Genomic DNA, 21838 nt, shown 5'->3' with positions numbered 1-21838 from the left:
CTTCGACACCGCCCTTCGACACCGCTCAGGACAGGCTCAGGACAGGCTCAGGACAGGCTCAGGACAGGCTCAGGACAGGCTCAGGACAGGCTCAGTACAAGTCGCTCAGTACAAGTCAAAATAGCTAAAACCCTTTACCTGTAAAGTTTTCGGATTTATATGGCTAACGCCACGCTACGCTATCAGCAAACCCTACATAACCAACCATCATCAAGTAACATCCTGTAAATCCTCAAATCCTGGACATCCTAATTCTGGCAAAAAATTGAGAGTATTTTAGAGGTAATTGTTAAATTGGTTTAACATTGTTTAGCCGTTGCAGGATCAACAAAATCATGTAAATCTGCTTCCCAAACACTAATATAAATTGAATCGCAATTTTGCCTGATTATTTGCCCTTTAACTCCACCTTTTTTGAAGGTAAAATTGTCTGTCTGACGTTGTTGAATTTGTTGTAGTCCTTGTTGAATTTCTGCGGTTGCTTTTCCTGCTAATAAACCATTTAAAGTTGTTTGCATGATTTGATGATCTACAGTTCCCGCAAAACCGACTTCTGTTTGTCTGAGTCTACCAGTGTCACGGTCAAATAAATAACCCAGGTCTATTTTATCGGGTACTACTTCATAGATAACTGCACGGGTATTAGGCCATAATCCCCTTAAATCTCTTCTGGGTTTGCCTAATGCGGCTTCTACCGTGCTTCTGGATGTACCTGTAGTAAATGTTGGTACACTTGTCCTGATATTGGTGGCATTTAATTGGCCTGTTGACTTAGGTTTATTCTTTTCTGGCTTTTTCTGGGTATCTGAAAATACCTCTGATTTGGGCAATACTTCTGGTTGAGTAGGCGGTTGTTCTGGCTGTTTCCGAGAATCAGATAATACCTCTGCTGAGGGAACTGCTTCTGGCTGTGGTTGCTGTTGTTGTATTTCCGCTTGGGGTGTGGATGTGACTGGAGGAATGGAAGTATTTTCAATTACAGGCTTATCCGCTGGTGGTGGTGTTATTTCTGGAGAAGAATTGCTTTCTGGTATGGGATTAGAAATGATTTCAGGTTGAATAGGGGGAGTTGGTGTAATTACTGGTGTGGGTGAAACTTCCAAAACCGGGGAATTTGTAGGTAAAACAGAGGGAGTTTGTGCTTCTGTTGTTACTGTGGAGTTGGTGGACGCTGAAGTTGAAGGTTGTGGCTGACGGTTAGAAGCTGTTACTAAACCAATTACAATACCAATTGCTACACCACCAAAAATGATAGCGGGTTTCTGCCAGTTATTAGGATTGTTGACTTGTTTGATAACTGGAGTTTTTGCGGGTGAATATGTGGGTTGAGTTGGCTGGTTAAGGATTTTTGTGGCGCTGGTGGTGGGAGAATGGGAGGGTTTGTAATTCTTATAATTATTTTGACCAGATTTTAAAGCATAGAGCATTTTACTGGCTGTGGTGTAGCGATCGCCAGGACGTGGTTCAATAGCTTGTGTAAGTATCTGTACCATTACTGGGGATATTCCCGCAGCATATTGTTGCCACAATATTTGCCCTGTTTGCGGGTGAGTTTCTAATTCTTGGGGGTGTTTACCTGTGAGTAAATAAATGGCAGTTAAGCCTAAACTATAAATATCAGTAGCATAAACTGGACGACCGATCGCTTGCTCACTGGGCATATAACCAGGAGTACCGATAACTATGGATTGTACAGGATTGCTTGAAGGATTGATCACGGTACGGATAGTTTCTTTCACTGCACCGAAATCAATTAACACTGGTTTATTATCCTGGGAGCGAAGGATGATATTATCTGGTTTTATATCTCGATGAATAATACCTTTGCTGTGGACATAATCTAAAACTGACAGCAAACTGACAAGAATTTCTCTAACAACTGTTTCATTTAACTTGCCTTTTGATTGGATAATATTGCTGAGGGTTTGTCCTTCAATCCATTCTTGCACTAAGTAAAATTTGCTATTTTCGGGAAAATAGGCGTAAAGTTTGGGAATTTGATCGCTGGTTTCCCCTAGATTTTCTAATATCGCGGCTTCTCTCTCAAATCTTTGTTGAATGAGTTGAGAAGTTCCAGGATCGTGGTTAATAGGTTTTAGTTCTTTAATGACGAAGCGACGACGGGAAGGAAGGTGGATGTCTTCTGCGAGGGAAGTTTCCCCAAACCCACCAGCACCGAGTACCTGGATAACTTGATAGCGGTTGTTTAACAGTTTTGTTGTCATGAAACGTTACACGCGAGATCCTTCCCAATGTATATCAGATACTTTGACGATGTAACTATAGGATGTTTCCTTTGTAATGAGGTACTCTCTGGGCGGGCAAGATGCCCACCTCACAGGGGTAGGTTTTTAATATTATCTGTGAAGGCAGGACAAGGAAGGCAAGGAGGGAAAGTAGACAAGGAAGATTTTAGACAAGAAATGTACTTCGGCTTCGCTCAGTACAAGGTCTGTTGAGCGTCAGTTTTTGTTACCAATCGTACATCATTTGTACGGCTTTCCTCCCTTGTCCACTGTCCTTCCTTGTCCCCCAAGTCTTGCCCTCACGACAATGTAAAATACCTACCCTTGTGAGAAGATGCCCACCCCACAAGAGTTTCATGATTATGATTTGTACCTCATAAGAATGAAATCTGCTGCATAACCGATTTATCTGAAATAGCGTAAATTGTTCTGATCTTGATATTGATTAATAAATTCTGCGTTTTCAACTTCTATTTTTGACAACAAATCAACAGGAAATTCTTGGGGTGAATATTGGGGATTATACCACGATTGCTGATTAAAATATGCTTGTAACTCAGGAGTATTAAACCTGCGTCCGTGAACTGCAAATATTGTGTTTCTCATAATATCTAATTCATAACCACTTTTACCAGATAAATCTGCTGCTGTCACCCGTCTTTGCGAAAGCCAAAAATAATTATTATTGATATTTGTGTTATTTACTGGTGATGTATCAGATATGGAAACCTTAAAAATTTCCTTGAAATATACACGATCAGGTGATGTATTAGCGTCTTTACTCGCAAGCACACAATAAGCATCTGAATTAACTTGTCCATAGGTTTTTAGAAAGTTGATACAATTCGTGCGATCGCTAAACCAATTTGCGTATACTTGATATAAACGCTTTCCTGATAGATTTGGATAATCTGGTATCCAAAACATTCCAGCTTGAGAATAACCTCTAACTTGTAAAGTTCTAACTTGTTGAGTAGCAGTTGGTAAATCTTTAAAGGCAGAATCAGCTACAAAATAAAATGAATTATTGACTACAGATTCATCTGCTAATGGGGGATTAACTTGAGTCTGTGTTGCGTCAGTAGATTGAGGTGAAGTATTTTTAGATGATTCTGTTTTTTGTTCTTCCTGAGTTGGTGATGAAGATTCTACTGAATTTTTATTTGAGGAAGATAGAGTTGTATTTGTGTTATTGGCAGATTCAACAGGTGGAGAAGATTTATTAATCGCCAATCCAATAATAATAGAACCACCTATCAAACTACTAGCGATAATACTAGGTAGAATCATTCCTGTTTGTTTATTATTCTGATTAACTGGTTGATTTGTATTCCCTGGACTAACTGTAACTGTATTTTGCAGTGGAGGAGCAATTATTGTTTGAGTAACTGGTGATTGACTATTAATAACTGACTTTATTTGCAAAGCATCCAACATTTCCTGAGCAGAAGTAAATCTTTCTCTGGGATGATAAGCAATAGATTTATCAATGACTTTTGCTAAATGAGGATTTATATTACTAGCAAAATTTTGCCAAATTATTTTCCCTGTTTGCGGATCTGTTTCCAAGGTTTGAGGCAGTTTACCAGTTAATAAATAAATTGCTGTTAAACCTAAACTATATAAATCACTAGAATAAACTGGTCTTCCTGCTGCTTGTTCACTGGACATAAATCCCGGTGTACCAATAATAATAGAACTGGTAGGATTTCCTTGCGAATTTAACACCGTTCCCATTGATTCACGCACTGCACCAAAATCAATTAAGACTGGTTTATTATCACTTTTACGAAAAATAACATTATCCGGTTTAATATCTCTGTGAACTATTTTTTGTGAATGAACATACTCCAAAACAGGCAATATATTAACTAACAATTCCTCAATAGCATTTTCAGTAAATAATCCCTGCTTTTGCATTTTCGCTGTTAAAGTATCTCCTTCTATCCACTCCTGAACTAAGTAAAATTCACCCCCTGTAGAAAAATAAGCATATAAAGCAGGAATTTGATCAGATGCACTACCAAGGTTTTCTAAAATGGCCGCTTCTCGTTGGAATCTTTCTTGTACTATTTGGTAAATTTGCGGATTATTGTGAATCGGTTTTAATTGTTTTACCACACAAAGGCGCTGTGATGGCATATTGGTATCTTGAGCGAGAAAGGTTTCACCAAACCCACCAGATCCCAGGGTGCGAATGACTTGATAGCGGTTGTTTAGCAGCATTATTTTTATTAATGATTAAGTACGATATCTCTAATACCCATATTTTCGTTTTTTATTTGCAGATTGACTAGCTCTTGATTCTAAGGTAAATACTGGTATTTCCTCTAATTCATCTTCAGTTAAATTATACTGTTCACAAACCAGACTGAGGCGATTTCCAGGAGTTTTCACAGCGTTAACAGAATGGGTTAAATCTCCTTGAAAGTAAACCAGGGTATTAGTTTGAGGTTTAACTTGTCCCACTTGGCGTTTAGTTGATTTTAACACCAATTCTCCCCCTTCCATGTTTTCTGGTACTCGCACATAAAGAACACTAACTAGGTTGGGTGGTTCAATTGTTTTACAATAAGAACGCAAAGAACGATCTATGTGTGGATCAACGCGAGAACCTTCTTTTAATAGTAAGGGATTGAGATAAAAAGCATTACAATTAGGTTGCAATGCTAAATCTAAATAAGGTTTAAAAAAGGGAAACTTTTCTATAACTTTGGGTAATCCCTGACGCTGAAAAACCACAGAAAATCCTTTGGTGTTGATAAAATCACGATTAAGATTGTTGATAGCAAAGTAAGGACTAGATTGAATTTCACCCCACAAGTCATTGAGGTAATTATTAGGTAAAACGTTGGTTTGTAGTTGATAGTATTTCATGTTTTTAGTTCATAATTTTATTTGATAAATTAACTACACAGATACCCGAATTATAAATTATAACTTATAACTTATAAATTATGAGTAATTTACAAAATAAACAAGAAGTCGGGTATCTTATTTTTAAATTTACAAATTCTGCAAAATTCGCTCAATCATCCCGTTTGCTTGGGAAGCATAACCACCACCAAATAAATTAAAATGATTTAAAATGTGATATAAATTATAAAGGGTTTTCCGTTGTTCATAACCCTGATCTAAAGGTAATATTTCTTGATAACCTTGATAAAAAGCTGGTGGAAAACCACCAAATAATTCTGTCATGGCAATATCAACTTCGCGATCGCCAAAATAAGTTGCTGGATCAAAAATCACCGGTTCACCATCAACTGTAAATCCGGCATTTCCTCCCCATAAATCACCGTGTACTAAAGCTGGTTCAACTTGATGATTTGCTAATAATTCGGGAATAGCTGCTAATAATTTTTCTGCTAAAGGAAATCTTCCTCCCTTTCTTTTTGCTAGTTGAAATTGATAACCTAAACGATGTTCTGTATAAAATTCTCTCCAGTCAGATTTCCAAGTATTAATTTGGGGTGTAGAACCAATAGTATTATTCAGATCCCAACCGAAACCTTTTTTACTAATGGTTTTGTGCATTTCTGCTAGGTTTCGTCCCATTTGTTGCCAAGATTTGTTATTACCACCGTTCATTTCTAGCCATTCTAATACTATATAACTAGAATTATTTGTATTTCCCCAACATACAGGTTTAGGAACACGGATAGTTTTGGTTTCATACATTTGTTGTAAACCCAGCATTTCTGCTGCAAACATTTCTCCCTGAGTAGCTTTGTTGAGTTTCACGAAGTAGGTGATTTTATCATTACTAATGGCATAACCTTGATTAATACAACCACCGCTTACAGATGAATGTTGAGAGGTTTGAAATTTTTGTCCTGTTACTTGACTTATATGGTGATCTATTTCTTGCCAAATCATGGTTTTTTATTGGTTATAGGTTATAGGTTATTAGTTACGCAAAAGGCAACGAAAGTAGGGGTAATACCCTTCGGGAAGCAAGCTACATGAATTACCCCTACGCAAGAATAAGGTTTTTAGTCATATCTTGCGTAAGTCCTATAGGTATTGGTTATTAGTAAGAAGTAAAAGTTATAGAATAGTATATTACCAATTACCAATCACCAATTACCCATGACTAATTTGGTTTGATGACAACTACACCATAAGCTGAGGGTGAAAGATATTTTTGTGCAGCTTGCATTAAATGATTTTCGTCTTGGTTTTGGATATATTGGGGATAATTAAATGCTGGTTCTAACTCACCTATTAAAGATTGATAATAACCATATAAACCAGAGCGATCGCTTGGTGTTTCATTGCCAAATATAAACCTATTTGCTACTCGTCTTTGCACACGAGCAATTTCTGATTCTTTAACTAATTCTGTGTGTAGTTTTTCCAAATGTTCAATGATTGCTGTTTCTACTGCTGGTAAATTTTCTACATCACATTTAGCAGAAATAGTAAATACTCCTTGGAGTTTATAATTACTATTACTCACAGAAATTGAAGAAACTAAACCTCTTTCTTCCCGCAGATCATGGACTAATCTAGATGTCCTTCCATGTCCTAAAATTCCCGCTATCACATCTAAAGCATAAGTGTCATTTAAATCAATCAATCCAGGTACTCGCCATAATATTATTAACCGGGCTTGTTGCAGACTTTCATCAATAAATTCCCGACGCACAATTTCTGTAAATGCTGGTTCTGTAACACCTGTTAAATGTTGATTTTTTGATGTTAAGCTTTTTGATGTTAAGCTTTGTGATTTTTGACTGTTTTTTTCAAATCCCTCAGCGACAATTTCTATTAATTCTTCCACTGGTAAATTACCCACAGCAACCGCAGTTATGGAAGATGGTTGATACCAAGTTTGATGAAATTCTCGCATCTGTTGGGGTGTAACTTGGGATATTACCGCTTCTGGACCGAGTACCGGACGACGATAGGGTAAAACATCAAAAGCGGTTTCCATTGTGTGCCGATAAATGCGCCTTCTGGGATTATCTTCTGAACGTCTAATTTCTTCTAAAACTACTAATCTTTCTCTTTCAAAAGCTTCTTTAGGAATGCTAGGATTACACACTACATCTATTTGCAGTGGTGCTAATTCTGCAAAATCTTTAGGGGCGGTAGTGATATAAAAATGTGTATAATCTTGGCTGGTAGCCGCATTTGTTACTGCACCTCTTTCTTCAATGCGACGTTCAAACTCACCACTGGCTAATTGTTCTGTACCTTTAAATACAATGTGTTCTAAAAAGTGAGCCATGCCATTGATAGCATCTGACTCCACAGCAGAGCCAACTTTTACCCATACATTCAGGTTCACTGCTTCTACTGGCATTTGCTCGGCAATAATGGTTAAACCGTTAGGTAGAGGATGCACCTTGGGAGCGTGAAGACGAGGAGATTTTAACAGAGTTGATGTCATTGGTGGTGAGGGCTATGTTACTGCTTATATCTTACAATGCCTTTGATGGTGTTAGCAGTGGTCTGGGTTGTGGAAGTTGTGGGGGATGTTTTTAGTTAGTTTCAAAGAAGGAAACATAATTATCCTAATTTTGAAACTGTGTAATTGTTCTTGTTTACTAGCTAAAACTTAAACAATATTATTTAAGTTATCTAAAAATTGTTGTACGTAATAAGTATTATTACCAGGATTTTCTGAAACTAATAAACTATTTCTATCTTCAAATGTAATTTTTTGTTTCTTAGTTGTTCCTTCATTGGGTATGCGACGACATGAAAATAATATTCCTCTAAATTCTACTTGGGTATTAATTTCTTTGTGAAAAATTTGAATGCGTTGTAAAACAAACTCAACAAAAATTTTTGCGGATTTTAATTGGTTTAAATAACTTCTAGCATTAGTTGATTTCATCTCTATCAATAAAACATAAACTTTATTTGATTTTTGTAAAAACAAAATAGCATCATTTTTAGAACAAATCCCTGGCAATTGTGGATTAAAAAAGGGATATATAGGATCATTTTTTCCTTCTTGTTTAGGCACATCCAGGGAAAATCCAAAATAAGGAATTGATTTTTTAAATTTAATGATTACATGACGACATTTTGCCTGTTCATGTTTCTCTTCAATTAAGATACAGCCAGCTTCATTTATATTTAAATGTAAGTCTTCTGTAATTACCTGTTTCACTAAATCAATTAATCTTTTACTCTGCATCCCAATCTTCCTCTTCTTGAGAAGCATAGTAAATATCATTGGAAGACTGATTAAGATTGTTAATCACTGCATCAAATGTTTCTGCAATAATACCTTCATCGTGATCAATTTCCATCTGATTAATAGTGTTATCGCTAAATAGATAAGCAGATACTTTTTCAGGATTTAAACTTTCATCTGGTTCATAACCATACTGCCTTCTTAATTCATCAGCTTGAGTAAATGATTTGTTTAACATAATCAAATTATTTAATTCACGGACAAAATAAGGACTATGGGTACTAACTACTACTTTAACACCATTATTCACTAATTTTGCTAATATTCTAGCTAAATTTCTTTGATTATCTGGATGTAAACTTAATTCTGGTTCATCAATCATTAAATAATCTCCCGGTTGGGCGAGATGTTCCACATAAAAAACGAAGCTAAATAGGGTTTTTACTGTTGAAGAAGTAAAATGTAAAGGCATTTTTTTATTTTTACTTCTATGAGGTTTAAAAAAAATATCACCATAACGATCTATTTCATATTTACCATTGATAATTTTTGTCTGAATATATTGGGTTTGTGTTTGAAAATTACTTTTTCGTTTTTTACTGTTGTTTAAATCATTCAAAAATTCAATATGATCAGAAATGGGTTTTGCATATCGAGAGTGAATAATATCTTTTAATACCTCCATAGGATCAATATTATCCTTCTGTGCATGATGTAAGAGACGGTTACGAATACTTGACAACTCTTTAAAAAATAAAGCTAGTCCTGCACGTTCAGCAGGAAGTAAAAAGCAAGTTTGATTATTTTGGTTGTTGCTTTTGTTAAAAATTAAACGATTGATAGTATTAGAAATTATTTCTATTAATAATTGATGAGGAATTTGAATTCCTTTATCCTGCATTGTCAAAGTTACTTGTGTGTTATTTTCTGGTTTCTGAATGTCTAAAAACCAATCCGATTCTTTCTTTCCTAAACTTAAACGACGTTGCCATTGATAATTAGTAATATTGTTGAAAATTAAATCAGCATCAAGTTCTATTTTAATCCGAGTATTCTGAAATTCATCTGGTTCTGTTGCAAATAAAGTAGGTAGAAATTTATAAAGACCCTGTGATATTTCTTGGGAAATGTTATCTAAGTTTTCAGTTATCAACTGTCCAAAATCATATTGACCAACTTTATCCTCTATTAATTTATTCAGAATGTTCTCAACAAAATTAAACTTGACTTCAAAATCATAATCAACGAGTGAATATAAAGAATACATTACATAGGTTTTAGCTGTATTGTTTGCTCCACAGAGTAATGTTAAATTATTTAACTCTAAGTTACCTTGTTTGATTACTCCAAAATTCTCCAAAAAGACTTTTGTTTTTAACATATTATCCTTACAAAGTGATGAAATATACAAGGGTGGTTTTTTAGTTCCACCCCACAATAACTAGACTAATATCTTATCAGCTTTTCGCCGTTGTTGGAAAAACAGAAATGTTGTTTGGTGCTGCCGCAGAACTTGGGAAAAATTTATCTGACAACAGTTTTTGAAATGTCTTAACTGAATCTTGCCAATTTTGAATTATTGCTTGCAAATCTTGTAATTTTTCAACCGGAGTATTTCCTGATAAAGAATAGTTGAAGTTACCAGAAAATAAAATTGCTGCCGCTACTTTATCAGGAAACTGTACATTTGCTTGGTTAATACTTAAATTTAGTATTCCCCGTTTCAAAGGATAACTTAACTGCAAGGCAGCATTCACTTTTGTACCTTCAAATTCTTGCCATGAACCAGGTGCTAAAAGTTTACCATTAATGTATTGATATGCTTCTGCATCAGAGTTAAAAACTACGAATCCTCTGGGGTTAATTTCTACTCTTTGATACTCAACTTGGGAGAGTTTTTCTACTAACTGATGAGTAATTTTGGGTATTTGAATTTCTGCCTGTTGTTTTGCACCTATGGACTCAACTACTGTAACATTATTGGGCTGGGCTACAATTCCTACACCACTTTTGTAAAAAATCTGCACGACAAAATTGTTAAAAACTGGCTCTCTCGCTAATTCCCAATCTGTGGGAACAATTCCAGTATATTTCAAAAAATCAGGGGTTATGACTGTGGGATTCAAATTTTTAGCAGTGATAGCGATCGCTAATTCTTGAATTTCAAAATTTTTACTCATGTTTAATTTTGTCTATTATTATCGCAGCAGAAATACTGTATCACAAAGTCATAGGTGATAGGTGATAGGTGACAGGTGACAGAAATATATTCCACATCACCAGACTGAATTGAAAATTATGTAAAATTATGAGTAGTAATATTAAGAATTGTAAAACAGGTATTCATGCCTAGTCTATCCCTGAACAAAAACCAAACCCGTGTGATCGTCGTCGGTGCGGGAATAGGTGGACTAACCACCGCAGCATTATTAGCACATAGAGGTTATAGCGTTTTAACCCTAGATCAAGCTTTAGTTCCCGGTGGTTGTGCTTCCACCTTTAAACGTCAGGGTTTTACTTTTGATGTCGGTGCAACTCAAGTTGCAGGGTTAGAACCTGGGGGTATACATCACCGCATTTTCTCAGAATTGAATATAGAATTACCTGAAGCAACTCCTTGTGATCCTGCTTGTGCGGTATTTTTACCAGGAGAAAATACACCTATTAATGTTTGGCGAGATCCGGAAAAATGGCAAGAAGAACGCCAAAAACAATTTCCTGGAAGTGAAGGTTTCTGGCAATTATTAGCGACTTTATTTAATGCAAGTTGGGAATTTCAAGGACGTGATCCGGTGTTACCACCCCGAAATTTCTGGGATATTTTACAGTTAACAAAAGCTGTTCGTCCTAGTACATTTATTACTGCACCTTTTACCTTATTTACTGTTGGGGATGCTTTAAGATTATATGGTTTAGGAAATGATAAAAGACTGCGGACATTTTTAGATTTACAACTAAAATTATATTCCCAAGTGAATGCCGAAGAAACCGCTTTACTTTATGCAGCTACAGCATTGAGTGTATCCCAATCGCCCCAAGGATTATATCATTTACAAGGAAGTATGCAAATATTGAGCGATCGCCTTGTAGAATCTTTAGAAAGAGACAATGGTAAATTATTAATGCGTCACACCGTAGAAAAAATAAATGTAGAAAATGGCAAAGCTAACGGTGTAGTAATTAGAAATCAAAAAACTGGCGAAGTTTGGACAGAAAAAGCAGATCATGTAATTGCTAACGTCACTGTACAAGACTTAGTAAGATTATTAGGAGAAAAAGCACCATCGGGATATAAACATAGAGTAGAAAAATTACCACCTGCTTCCGGTGCTTTTGTCGTTTATATCGGTGTTGATCAAAGTGCTATTCCTGATGATTGTCCGCCCCATCTCCAATTTATGTATGATATTAATGGACCAATTGGGGAAAATAACTCCTTATTTGTATCTGTCAGTCATGAAGGAGATGGACGCGCACCAACCGGAAAAGCGACAATTATTGCATCTTCTTTTGTTGATTTTACCCAATGGTGGAACACAGAAAACTATCAAGAATTAAAAGAAAAATTTACCCAAGATGCAATTTCCAAACTTGCTCAATATTTCTATTTAAAACCAGAAACCATCATTTATGTAGAAGCTGCCACACCTAAAACCTTTGCCCATTATACAGGTAGAGAAAAGGGAATTGTCGGGGGAATTGGGCAAAGAATACCGACATTTGGACCCTTTGGTTTTGCCAATCGTACACCTATTAATAATTTGTGGTTAGTGGGTGACTCAACCCATCCAGGAGAAGGTACAGCAGGGGTAAGTTATTCAGCATTGACAGTAGTTAGGCAAATTCAAGCGCAAGAAAAGCGTTAGAGGCTAAATGAAGATAACAAAATTAAAGTAAACAGAAAATTTTGTTATATTCAAATCTATCACCTGTGAGAAAAAGAAACTATGGTAACAACAGCAACACCCGCAGAAACCAGAGTTTTACTAGAAAACATCTCCTGGCAGACATTTAAAACCATGCTAGTAGAAATGGGTTCAGAACGCGCAAATAGAATTTCTTACCATCAGGGAAATATAGAAATTATGACTCCACAAAAACCTCATGAAAACGCAAATCGGTTAATTGAGGTTTTTGTCGGGGTATTGTGTGAAGAATTTGGTTTAGAAGTTGATCGCGTTGGTTCACTCACATTAACTAGAGATGATTTAGAATATGGTGCAGAACCAGACAGTGGTTATTATATCCAGAATGAATTATTAGTCAGAGGAAAAGAGAATATTGATTTAGCCTTTGATCCACCACCAGACTTAGTGCTAGAAGTGGAATATTCACGACCTAAAATAGATAAATTGAAGCTTTATGCTGCAATGGGAATCTCTGAATTTTGGCGTTACAACGGAACTTCATTAAGAATCTACATTCTGACAAATGGGCAATATTCAGAAACTCAAATCAGCCCCACTTTTGCACCTATCCAAATCACAGAAATTCCTCGATTTATTGCGGAAAGTAAAAAAATTGGACAAATGTCCGCAACTCGCGCTTTTCGTAATTGGGTGAAACTGGCACTAAATGATTGACACTATCCTGCCTAAAGGCGTTCGCACTGTCAACTTCACCAATCACCCATTACCCATTACCCATTACAAACCATCACCAGTTGATGATGGAGATGGTTCAGCTTCAGGTGATGGAGTAGGTAATGACTCCAGCGATGATGTAGGTAATGTTGTAGGTGATGTACGAGGAATGAGGAATTGTCTCCAAGTTCTAATTTGTAGTTGGGCATCTCTGTAAGCAGAACTACCACGAGGAATCAATCTAGCAGTTTCAATACTTCTAGGAATATCAAACTCGCTTTGAGAACGTGCCATTTGTAATATTTGCTGACCCCATTGATCAATAGCCACGTTAACATCCATGCGTAAAATGTTACGGTTGGAAACTCGATCAGCTATGCGGATGGCCTCAGCTAAAGCTTCTGGTGTGCCAGCAATAGCCACTTCTCTGGCTTTTTTCCAGTTTTCTCTCGCCCTAATTTGTTCTTGCCAAGTATCCACTGATGCTTGTGCTTCACTAGCCAGCGCCCTTCCTGATGAAGCGATTTTTTGTGCTTCCCTAATCGCAGTAGTTAAATCACCACTTTCAGCAATAATTCGTGCTTGGTCTAAATAAGGTTGGTCTTGAATACGCTGAATTTTAGCCGTCCAATGGCGGATTTTTTTCCGTGCTTCTGGATATAATGCACGACCAGAGCGAATTTGACTAGCTTCTGCGATCGCAGTTTGCAAGGAAGTAATATCTTCTAACAAAGCTATTTGTTCAGCACGGTCTAAATAAGGTCTGTCTTCAATAGTTTCTACTTGGGACTGCCAGCGATTCATCTCCTGTCTAGCTTCTGAAGCGCGGGGGTTGCTATTGGGAATCATCTGAGCTTCAGAAATGGCTGCTGTTAAATCATTGATTGTACCTTGACTAGCTAGGGTTCGCGCTTTTTCTAAACGAGTCACATCTTCTATTTCTAGTTGCCAGCGGGCAATTAATTCTTGTGCTTTAATATACACTTCCCTAGAAGCATCAATTTGTTGAGCTTGGGAAATGGCGCTCTCTAAACCAGCAACCGTACCTATCCAAGCACTTCTTTGGGCTTCACCCAAAACAATAAAATCATCAATTTCTGATTGTAATTCAGCAATAGGCGGAATTTTTCTAGCAATTTCTAATGCTGTATCCGCATCTTGCCTATCCATGCGAGATTGTGCCAATTGCAGTATCTTGCGCCCAAATTCAGGAATTAATTCCTGAGCTTTTTGATATACGTAACTCTCCGACTTAATCGACTCTACCAGCTTGATAGCTGCTAGAATATCATCCACTGAGGCACGTTTTGCTAAACCTTCAGCTTTGTCAAGTTTATCACCATCTTCCCTTGCTGTGACAATGATGCGATTTAGTTCATCATACTTGGTAGTTGACCAATATTGATTGTTGATGCGGAGCAGTTTAGATGACAGCATAAAAGCTGACTGCCAGCGTCTTTCTCCCAGTTCTTTTAATGTTTCGTCATAGATTTCTTCTGCCTTAGACCAGGTAGACTGCCATTTAGTAATTTGCTCTTCTACAATATTACGAGCTTCTAAGTCTTCAGGAATTTGTCGAGCCGTGGCGATCGCTTCTTCTAAATTCCCGGATTGGAAACTTTCCTCAGCCAGCTTTAAAATATCCCTTGACCATTCCTCCAACAAACCATTAATCTGTCCCCTGAGTGGGTGATTTTCTGGTAAGTCTCTCACCAGTGCGATCGCTTGCAGTAAGTCGTTCACATTCTGCTTAGAAGCAGCCAGGGAAGCACAGTGTAAACGTACAGACGCACTAGCTAAAGGCCAAAATATTTTTGGGCAATTTGGCGCTGATGGAAGTTTTAGCAGCATCGACATTGATATAAACCCGATACCGCTAGGAATCAATGTTAATAAAATTGACCACATCACCCAGCTTTTCATCCAGCTTGGCAATTTTACCCATTTTTTATTAGTATCAAAAGATTCCTTTGAATAGTTTTCTATAGGTAATCCTTCTGAATTGTTATCTTGTTGCTGCGTCACTGATTTAAAGTTAGAACCAGTAGGAGGGACACCAGATGATTGAGTTGTCCCGACTTCTGGAGTTCGGGACAATCTTGTATTAGGATCTGGTTTTCTGGCTCTGGTTGGAGAACAACTGTCTGAAATATCCCGATCTGTCATCTCTCACACCAAAGTAATTGAATAGCAGTTCTGATGAAACTGATTATTCCATTTTTGCCATAGTAACTTTCTTTCTCATCATTAAAAAGCTATTTTTTTCATTTTTTATCTTCCTCCACAAATACCATTTATATGTTTGGGCTTTAGTAGTATTTCACACTTATTCTGAAACAGAAGTTTCCCTTTGTAAATCAACTATTAATTGTGCTAGATTATCACCATTTGCTTGATAAACATTGCCACAAAAATCACAAGTAGCTTCCGCACCATCGTCTTTGAGAATCATATCTTGCAGTTCTGCTGCTCCTAGCATTTTCAAAGCTCCCAACACCCGATCAAAAGAGCAACCACAGTGGAAGCGCAACATTTGACTTTCTGGAAAAATCTTCAGATCCATATCTCCCAGCAAATCATGAAAAATCTCTGTTAACGTCTTCCCAGCTTGCATCAACGGTGTAAACCCTGATAAAGCAGATACTCGTGATTCCAGGGTTGTGACTAAAGCTTCATCTCTAGCAGCTTTAGGCAAAACTTGGATTAATATCCCTCCTGCCGCAGTCACTCCTTCTGCTCCTACAAACACACCCACAACCAAAGCCGAAGGAGTTTGTTCTGAATTTACCAGGTAATGAGCCACATCATCACCAATTTCTCCCGAAACAAGTTCTACTGTACTAGAGTAAGGATATCCATAGCCGATATCTCGAACTACATAGAGATAACCACTACCTACAGCACCCCCCACATCTAACTTACCTTTAGCATTGGGAGGCAATTCTACAGATGGATTTCCTACATAGCCCCTGACTGTCCCATCTAACCCGGCATCTACCAATATACCACCCAAAGGACCATCACCCCTGACCCGGACATTGACCCTAGAGCCTGGACGCTTCATACTAGAAGCCATCAGTAAACCTGCTGACATTGTTCTTCCCAGTGCTGCTGTAGCTACATAGGAAAGCTTATGGCGTACTCGTGCCTCCTCTGTTAAGCGTGTGGTAATCACTCCCACCGCTCGAATACCCCCATCCGCTGCTGTAGCCCGTATTAATTTATCTGCCATGAAAACTTTTACAATTTTTAACAAGATGACTTTATATATTGTAAGTTTTTCAGGGAACAGGGAACAGGTGACAGGTGACAGGTGACAGTAAGAAGGCAAGAGGCAAAAGGCAAAAGGCAACAGTTTATTTTTTCTTCCCAATTACCAATTACCAATTACCAATCACCATGCTAGGCACTTTTCAACAAAGCCAACTGCGAATTGAAATTGAAGCATCCGCTGATGCTATTCACGATAGTCTATTAATTCCTGCACAACTGGAAAAATGGCTACCAGGTCAAAGTTTTTCTCCGGGAATGCCAGAAAAGTTAACTTCGGGTTTTGATTTTACTACTTCCACTGGACCTGTGAAAATTCATCACCATGTAGATGTAGCAAAAAATAATTGTTTGCGCTTGTTACTTAGTGGTGGAATTGATGGTTTTCATGAGTGGTACTGGGGGGAAGGTTGGGTACAGTCTCGTTTGGAAGGTGTGTCAATTTTACCTTTGAATTTGGGTCAGACTGTATCTTTACTCAAGTTGCGGGAGTTTTTGCGGGGTAAAAAGGGGTAAGAAAGTTTTTTATGTTCACGCAGAGGCGCAGAGTCGCAGAGAGTTAAAGGAGAAGTTTTTTGTGGGGTGAGTCAAACGCTATCTGACTCACTCCGTTAGCAATTACAATTTTGATTATCGGATATAATTAAAAGCGAATAATTTCTTTTTGATGAACTTATTCAAAATACATATCTATTCCATGCGATGCGATCGCTCTTGGTTTTTAGATAAGTTTCAGTTATTTAAAACTAAAAATAGTTTAGTATTTCATAACTTGATAAAATCGCTGAAAATTCCCATTGCAGTGAAAGTTATATTAGAAATATCGGTTACAAACTGTGGAGAATCTTTTCTCAACATTTAGATCAGGATATTCATAAAAGTAATTTCCGTTCTACTTTATCTCGATTAAAGTTAACATCTTCACCAATTGTTATTCAACAGAATAAAAATATTAGTTTTAATTTTTGTCCTTCATATCCTCAACTTAACGCAAATAAACAGTCAAATCATGATCAACAATCATGTAAATATGATTTACAATCATCTCCGCAAATTATGTGTTTTTATGGAAGAGAGGAAGAATTAGAAACTTTATATAATTGGATCTTAAATCAAAACTCTCGTCTTGTTTCAGTATTAGGATTAGGTGGAATTGGTAAAACTACTTTAGTCAAAAGATTTATTGATTTCAACTTAGAAAAATTTGAAGTAATTATTTGGAAAAGTTTAAAATTTCCTAAATCTCTAGATTTATTGATTGACGACTGCTTAAATATTCTTGAGAAAGAAAGTCCAAAAAGTACAGATGATAAATTAAGAAAATTCTTAGATGTTCTCAATGATAAAAAATGTTTAATTGTTATTGATGATGTGGAAAATATATTTGCTAGTGGTAAATATGCTGGAATTTATCTAGATGAATATAAAAATTATCAAAATCTTTTCACTATGATCGCAGAAATTAAGCATCAAAGTAGTTTAATCTTAATCAGTCGTGAAAAATGTCCTGAAATGGAATTTTCAGATTCCAAATTATCTGCAATTAAATATTTAGAATTGTTTGGTTTAAAGAATGTCGAAGTTTTTAAAAACCAAGGTTTACAAGATGAGGATAGCTGGTTTAATTTAATTAATTAATATGAAGGTAATCCACTTTATTTAAAAGATATTGCTGTTTTAATACAAGATATTTTTGCAGGTTACGTGACTGAGTTTCTCGGTGACAATAACTTAGTTATTACTAAAAATATGCAAGTTTCATTCCATCAAATATTTAACAGATTATCACCCATAGAACAGCAAATAGTATTAGAATTAAGTAAATCTCATCAACCTGTATCTAGGGAAGATGTCAGACAAGGTTTAAACCTATCATCAAACTTATCGTCAATGGAATTGATTAACGGTCTACAATCTTTAAAACAAAGGTATTTACTGACAACAATTGTACAGGAGAAAGTTTTGTTTCAATTATCTTCTGTGTTTAAAGAATATTTGAGAATAATATAAAAATCCAAAATCAAGTACAGCTTAACATATCAAAAAATGGGTGAACCCGAAAACAGCAACACCAATTTTAACGCAGCTATCCAAATGTAAGAAGAAATGGAAGCACCCAAACAAGTTGAGAAAGTGGAAAAAGCGAAAGGATGAAATATTGATCCACAAAATGTAGGGATTTAGGCTAAATCCCTACTACATTCTTAATTATGAATTATGAATAAATACAAATTACTTCCCCGGTTTCACCACCAACACTGAACAATGCGCTTCTTCCATTACCTGAGTGCTAACAGAACCCTGAACAATTCTATTCATCCCCGTTAACCCGCGACTACCAATAACCACCAGATCAGCTTTGTAAATATTGGCCAGTCTAATAATTTCCTCCGCAGGTTCACCAGTTACTAATTCTAACTCGCTTTGAACTGGTAATTTTTCCTGGTAGGATTGCAACTGCTTTTCTATCTGGAAATAAGACAACTTTGGTGAGTCTGGATGAGGACGATCAGCGGGTAATTCTATTTCTGCCTCTGGTGCGGGAAATACATGACAAAGAACAACTTTGGTGTTTGCGGACAGCACCAAATCACCTAAAGTTTCAATTACTCGTTCCGCAATTTCCGAACCATCCAGAGCTACTAAAATAGTTTTTAACACCGCTTTTGTCTCCTCAAAAGTAGACCCCTTAAATTGTCACATTAAGAATTTTCTTGGTTTGAACACCAACAATTTTCTTAATTTGACACTCTGCGGTCTAAAGACACGCAGATTCTTTAAGACTTGCTCAAAAGGGATAGTCAATTATCCCCCTACGCGCTCAAAACAACTACCAGTACGACAGGTATTGCAATTGCGCTTACTTTTATGTTTTTTTGCTTTCCGAGTCCATCAAATTTTGGCGGTATTACACTCCATATTTGCCTTTGCTTGTTTACCCAGGCTGCGGTCAAATGCCGAGACGAGATAAATCAGGGGTTTCTCCTTATCAAAATACTTCTTCGTGTAGATGGTTGTTCCTACTCGCAGTCCAATCGTATCATATTCGCGGCGAATAAATTCGCCGTTGGCACTTCCTCCACTGTAAGACAGCCAAGTGGCTTCCGTGCCTTTGAGCGATTTTCTTGTGAACTTTAGTTTGCTAAAATTACAAACTTTCTATTTTTAATTATGGAGTAGCTGCCGTCAACCGCACTCAGTAAAAAAATAAGCGTTCTCAATTACTCTTCTTCCTGTACTCGCCTTCGTACTGAATCAGCATGGGAAGGCAAACCTTCCGCTTTCGCTAAAGTCTCAATTGCACCGGCGACTTTCTCCAGTGCGGTTGGTGAGTATTGGATAATACTAGAGTGTTTAAGAAAAGTTTCTACACCCAAGGCAGAAGCATAACGAGCAGCACCGGAAGTAGGTAAGGTATGGTTTGGACCTGCTAAATAGTCACCTACAGCTTCTGGTGTGGAATTACCCAGGAAAATAGCCCCGGCATGACGAATGTGAGAAATTAAAGTCCAAGGATCTTCAACTTCCAATTCTAGATGTTCAGGTGCAAATTCATTGGAAAATTCTGCCGCTGCTTCTAAAGATTCGACAACAACAATTAACCCATAGTGAGCGATCGCTTTTTCTGTATCTATCCGTCTGGGATGATCTACCAGTTGTCTATCTACTGCTGCCTGGACTTTTTTCGCTAAACCCGCATCTGTGGTTAACAAAATCGCCGCCGCCATTGGATCATGTTCTGCCTGAGCTAACATATCCGCAGCAACATGGGCAGGATTAGCCGTTTCATCGGCAATAATTAGCACTTCGCTCGGTCCTGCTAAGGAATCAATGCCCACAGTGCCGTAAACTAGTTTTTTGGCCAAGGTGACATAAATGTTACCTGGTCCGCTAATGACATTCACTTTAGGAATTGTTTCCGTACCGTAGGCTAAAGCAGCGATCGCTTGAGCGCCACCAATCCGATAAATTTCTTCTACTCCAGCTTCTTGGGCAGCCACCAAGACTGCTGGATTGATTGCTTTACCTGCTCCTGGTGGTGTTACCATCACTATACGCGGTACACCTGCTACTTTAGCTGGTATCGCATTCATTAGCACTGTACTGGGGTAAGAAGCTCTACCTCCAGGGACGTATAAACCTGCCCGATCTACAGGAGTATAGCGTTTACCCAGTACCACTTCATCATCGCCAAAGTGTACCCAGCTTTTTGGTACTCGCTGACGGTGAAACGCTTCAATTTGGCGACAAGCCCGCTGAATAGCTGCCAACAAATCCTTTGATACCTGTTGGTAAGCTGCATCCAGTTCTGAACCTGTCACCCTCAGTTCTTCTGGTTGCAAGGTTTGATGGTCAAATTCGGCAGTGTAGTGCAGTACAGCTTTGTCGCCTTGGCGCTTGACTGCTTGCAACACTTCACGTACCGTTGCTTCTTTGTGAAGCACCTGTTCATCGTGAGTACGATCGCAGATACGTTGTAGTTCGGATATAACGTCTGCCTGCTGAGTAATAATTCGCAGCATGGAGTAGTAAGGACAATGCCAAAATTAGAATTTTCCTGTTTGATCATTAGTCTGGCTTTTTACCCTGAGGATATCAAGCTTTTCCTAACTCTCTTCTCTAGCTTAACCTGCATTCTTTTGATACTCCCAGGATGGCTACAGATATTTTACTTGCATAATAAGAATTTAATGATTTTATACTCACTAAAAAGCAGGTTAGATGCTGGGAGTAGTTGCGTTGGCAATTTAATTTATTTATAGGTAACTTATTCTAACCTATTTCCCCGTCCTGAATATACATCCAGGCCTATTATTTTCCTACTCGGAGGCAGGAGGCAGGAGGCAGGAGGCAGGAGTCCGTTTTTATCAGGTTGATTTATACCCGCTACCAAAACTTTTGCCCTTCAAAAGCGTTAGCATAGCGGGACGAAGTGCGGTTTGAGATCCGATTGTTTCGATAAATGAGACGGCAGCGTAAGTGGCCAGTTATGGTTTTAAAGGTTAGAAAATGGGAATTACCAGAAGCTAAGCAGATATAGATACAAAAATCCCATATATTTCACTGGAAATTGATTGTTTATCCTGACTCCTGACTCCTGAACTTCTGCCTCCTGCCTCCTGCCTCCTGCCTTCTGCCCCCTGCCTCCTGCCCTAACATCCCACCGGAAAATTTTTCTGTGAAATTATAACATTGGCAAATTTTGTGCTATATTAGTAAGTCTAGTAGTGTGTGTACATATTAATTAATAGTTTTTTTGGAACTGACTGTGGCGAATACAAAATCAGCACTTAAACGCGCCCAAATCGCAGAACGCAACCGACTGCGTAACAAAGCATATAAATCAGCAGTAAAAACGCTGATGAAGAAATATTTGGCTGCGGTGGAAGCCTATGCAGCTAATCCTACTCCTGAATCAAAACAGGTAGTAGATACTCGGATGTCAGAGGCTTACAGCAAAATTGACAAAGCTGTCAAGCGTGGTGTGCTGCATCCCAACAACGGAGCTAGAAAAAAATCAAGGTTAGCACAAAAACTCAAACCACTGACACAAACAGCATAGAAGTCATTAGTCATCAGTCATT

The 21838-nt window shown here is 37.6% G+C and carries 19 protein-coding genes; 7 read left to right on the top strand and 12 right to left on the bottom strand.

What is annotated here, in order from left to right:
• Positions 1 to 299: 299 nt before the first annotated feature.
• From H6F47_RS10810 to H6F47_RS10775, 8 genes are all read right to left on the bottom strand, one after another.
• Positions 300 to 2225, bottom strand: a complete 1926-nt coding sequence (locus H6F47_RS10810; protein ID WP_190649128.1) for a serine/threonine-protein kinase — start codon at positions 2223 to 2225, stop codon at positions 300 to 302.
• Between the two features lie 426 nt (positions 2226 to 2651).
• Positions 2652 to 4472 carry a YARHG domain-containing protein gene (locus tag H6F47_RS10805; protein WP_190649125.1) on the bottom strand — a complete coding sequence of 607 codons (1821 nt, stop codon included), beginning with the start codon at positions 4470 to 4472 and terminating at the stop codon, positions 2652 to 2654.
• 30 nt (positions 4473 to 4502) lie between these two features.
• Complete coding sequence (locus tag H6F47_RS10800) at positions 4503 to 5123, bottom strand: 2OG-Fe(II) oxygenase (RefSeq protein WP_096566800.1); 621 nt, start codon at positions 5121 to 5123, stop codon at positions 4503 to 4505.
• 129 nt (positions 5124 to 5252) lie between these two features.
• Positions 5253 to 6122: a fructosamine kinase family protein gene (locus tag H6F47_RS10795; protein WP_190649133.1), complete on the bottom strand. Its 870-nt coding sequence runs from the start codon at positions 6120 to 6122 to the stop codon at positions 5253 to 5255.
• Positions 6123 to 6342: 220 nt separating this feature from the next.
• Positions 6343 to 7644, bottom strand: coding sequence for a pitrilysin family protein (locus tag H6F47_RS10790; protein WP_190649122.1), 1302 nt, complete (start codon positions 7642 to 7644; stop codon positions 6343 to 6345).
• Between the two features lie 168 nt (positions 7645 to 7812).
• On the bottom strand, positions 7813 to 8400 hold the full coding sequence (locus tag H6F47_RS10785) for a hypothetical protein (protein WP_190649119.1): 588 nt from the start codon (positions 8398 to 8400) through the stop codon (positions 7813 to 7815).
• A complete protein-coding gene (locus H6F47_RS10780) occupies positions 8390 to 9781 on the bottom strand; it encodes an AAA family ATPase (protein WP_190649116.1) in 1392 nt (463 codons plus the stop codon). Before H6F47_RS10780 ends, H6F47_RS10785 begins: the two co-directional genes overlap by 11 nt.
• A 76-nt stretch (positions 9782 to 9857) precedes the next feature.
• Positions 9858 to 10580, bottom strand: a complete 723-nt coding sequence (locus H6F47_RS10775; protein WP_190649114.1) for a hypothetical protein — start codon at positions 10578 to 10580, stop codon at positions 9858 to 9860.
• A 165-nt stretch (positions 10581 to 10745) separates the two neighbouring features.
• Here H6F47_RS10775 and crtD point away from each other — a divergent pair, with 165 nt between their 5' ends.
• Positions 10746 to 12266, top strand: a complete 1521-nt coding sequence (gene crtD, locus H6F47_RS10770) for a C-3',4' desaturase CrtD (RefSeq protein ID WP_190346347.1) — start codon at positions 10746 to 10748, stop codon at positions 12264 to 12266.
• 81 nt (positions 12267 to 12347) lie between these two features.
• Positions 12348 to 12983, top strand: a complete 636-nt coding sequence (locus H6F47_RS10765; RefSeq protein WP_187040093.1) for a Uma2 family endonuclease — start codon at positions 12348 to 12350, stop codon at positions 12981 to 12983.
• A gap of 63 nt (positions 12984 to 13046) precedes the next feature.
• On the opposite strand, the gene H6F47_RS10760 is transcribed toward H6F47_RS10765, so the two are convergent.
• Positions 13047 to 15149 carry a chromosome segregation ATPase gene (locus tag H6F47_RS10760; protein ID WP_190649113.1) on the bottom strand — a complete coding sequence of 701 codons (2103 nt, stop codon included), beginning with the start codon at positions 15147 to 15149 and terminating at the stop codon, positions 13047 to 13049.
• A 160-nt stretch (positions 15150 to 15309) separates the two neighbouring features.
• Positions 15310 to 16215: an Hsp33 family molecular chaperone HslO gene (hslO, locus tag H6F47_RS10755; protein ID WP_096566784.1), complete on the bottom strand. Its 906-nt coding sequence runs from the start codon at positions 16213 to 16215 to the stop codon at positions 15310 to 15312.
• A gap of 167 nt (positions 16216 to 16382) precedes the next feature.
• Here hslO and H6F47_RS10750 point away from each other — a divergent pair, with 167 nt between their 5' ends.
• The 4 genes from H6F47_RS10750 (at position 16383) to H6F47_RS10735 (ending at position 18263) form a co-directional block, all read left to right on the top strand.
• Complete coding sequence (locus H6F47_RS10750; RefSeq protein ID WP_096572615.1) at positions 16383 to 16769, top strand: hypothetical protein; 387 nt, start codon at positions 16383 to 16385, stop codon at positions 16767 to 16769.
• A gap of 148 nt (positions 16770 to 16917) precedes the next feature.
• Positions 16918 to 17115 carry a hypothetical protein gene (locus H6F47_RS10745; protein WP_190649111.1) on the top strand — a complete coding sequence of 66 codons (198 nt, stop codon included), beginning with the start codon at positions 16918 to 16920 and terminating at the stop codon, positions 17113 to 17115.
• Positions 17116 to 17309: 194 nt separating this feature from the next.
• Positions 17310 to 17891, top strand: a complete 582-nt coding sequence (locus H6F47_RS10740) for an ATP-binding protein (RefSeq protein ID WP_190649108.1) — start codon at positions 17310 to 17312, stop codon at positions 17889 to 17891.
• A gap of 111 nt (positions 17892 to 18002) precedes the next feature.
• Positions 18003 to 18263 (top strand): hypothetical protein, encoded by a 261-nt coding sequence (locus tag H6F47_RS10735; RefSeq protein WP_190649105.1) that lies wholly within the window; start codon positions 18003 to 18005, stop codon positions 18261 to 18263.
• A gap of 222 nt (positions 18264 to 18485) precedes the next feature.
• Here H6F47_RS10735 and H6F47_RS10730 read toward each other — a convergent pair whose 3' ends face one another.
• Entirely contained in the window at positions 18486 to 18914 is a 429-nt protein-coding gene (locus H6F47_RS10730; protein ID WP_137666252.1) for a universal stress protein, read from the bottom strand.
• A 560-nt stretch (positions 18915 to 19474) separates the two neighbouring features.
• A complete protein-coding gene (gene hisD / locus H6F47_RS10725) occupies positions 19475 to 20776 on the bottom strand; it encodes a histidinol dehydrogenase (RefSeq protein WP_096566775.1) in 1302 nt (433 codons plus the stop codon).
• Between the two features lie 746 nt (positions 20777 to 21522).
• Here hisD and rpsT point away from each other — a divergent pair.
• Positions 21523 to 21816 (top strand): 30S ribosomal protein S20, encoded by a 294-nt coding sequence (gene rpsT, locus H6F47_RS10720; RefSeq protein ID WP_096566773.1) that lies wholly within the window; start codon positions 21523 to 21525, stop codon positions 21814 to 21816.
• Positions 21817 to 21838 lie beyond the last annotated feature (22 nt).

It is taken from the genome of Sphaerospermopsis sp. FACHB-1094, from assembly GCF_014696195.1.
Taxonomy (GTDB): domain Bacteria; phylum Cyanobacteriota; class Cyanobacteriia; order Cyanobacteriales; family Nostocaceae; genus Sphaerospermopsis; species Sphaerospermopsis kisseleviana.
Note: the sequence above shows the minus strand (reverse complement) of the source record. Positions and strands in the feature narration are given on the sequence as shown.

Coding starts and splice junctions, on each gene's coding strand:
- H6F47_RS10805 (WP_190649125.1), bottom strand. CDS start 4,472: ATGCTGCTAAACAACCGCTATCAAGTCATTCGCACCCTGGGATCTGGT.
- H6F47_RS10735 (WP_190649105.1), top strand. CDS start 18,003: ATGCAAGTTTCATTCCATCAAATATTTAACAGATTATCACCCATAGAA.
- H6F47_RS10750 (WP_096572615.1), top strand. CDS start 16,383: ATGCTAGGCACTTTTCAACAAAGCCAACTGCGAATTGAAATTGAAGCA.
- H6F47_RS10780 (WP_190649116.1), bottom strand. CDS start 9,781: ATGTTAAAAACAAAAGTCTTTTTGGAGAATTTTGGAGTAATCAAACAA.
- H6F47_RS10740 (WP_190649108.1), top strand. CDS start 17,310: ATGTGTTTTTATGGAAGAGAGGAAGAATTAGAAACTTTATATAATTGG.
- H6F47_RS10800 (WP_096566800.1), bottom strand. CDS start 5,123: ATGAAATACTATCAACTACAAACCAACGTTTTACCTAATAATTACCTC.
- hslO (WP_096566784.1), bottom strand. CDS start 16,215: ATGGCAGATAAATTAATACGGGCTACAGCAGCGGATGGGGGTATTCGA.
- hisD (WP_096566775.1), bottom strand. CDS start 20,776: ATGCTGCGAATTATTACTCAGCAGGCAGACGTTATATCCGAACTACAA.
- H6F47_RS10775 (WP_190649114.1), bottom strand. CDS start 10,580: ATGAGTAAAAATTTTGAAATTCAAGAATTAGCGATCGCTATCACTGCT.
- H6F47_RS10765 (WP_187040093.1), top strand. CDS start 12,348: ATGGTAACAACAGCAACACCCGCAGAAACCAGAGTTTTACTAGAAAAC.
- H6F47_RS10790 (WP_190649122.1), bottom strand. CDS start 7,644: ATGACATCAACTCTGTTAAAATCTCCTCGTCTTCACGCTCCCAAGGTG.
- H6F47_RS10760 (WP_190649113.1), bottom strand. CDS start 15,149: ATGACAGATCGGGATATTTCAGACAGTTGTTCTCCAACCAGAGCCAGA.
- H6F47_RS10810 (WP_190649128.1), bottom strand. CDS start 2,225: ATGACAACAAAACTGTTAAACAACCGCTATCAAGTTATCCAGGTACTC.
- H6F47_RS10785 (WP_190649119.1), bottom strand. CDS start 8,400: ATGCAGAGTAAAAGATTAATTGATTTAGTGAAACAGGTAATTACAGAA.
- crtD (WP_190346347.1), top strand. CDS start 10,746: ATGCCTAGTCTATCCCTGAACAAAAACCAAACCCGTGTGATCGTCGTC.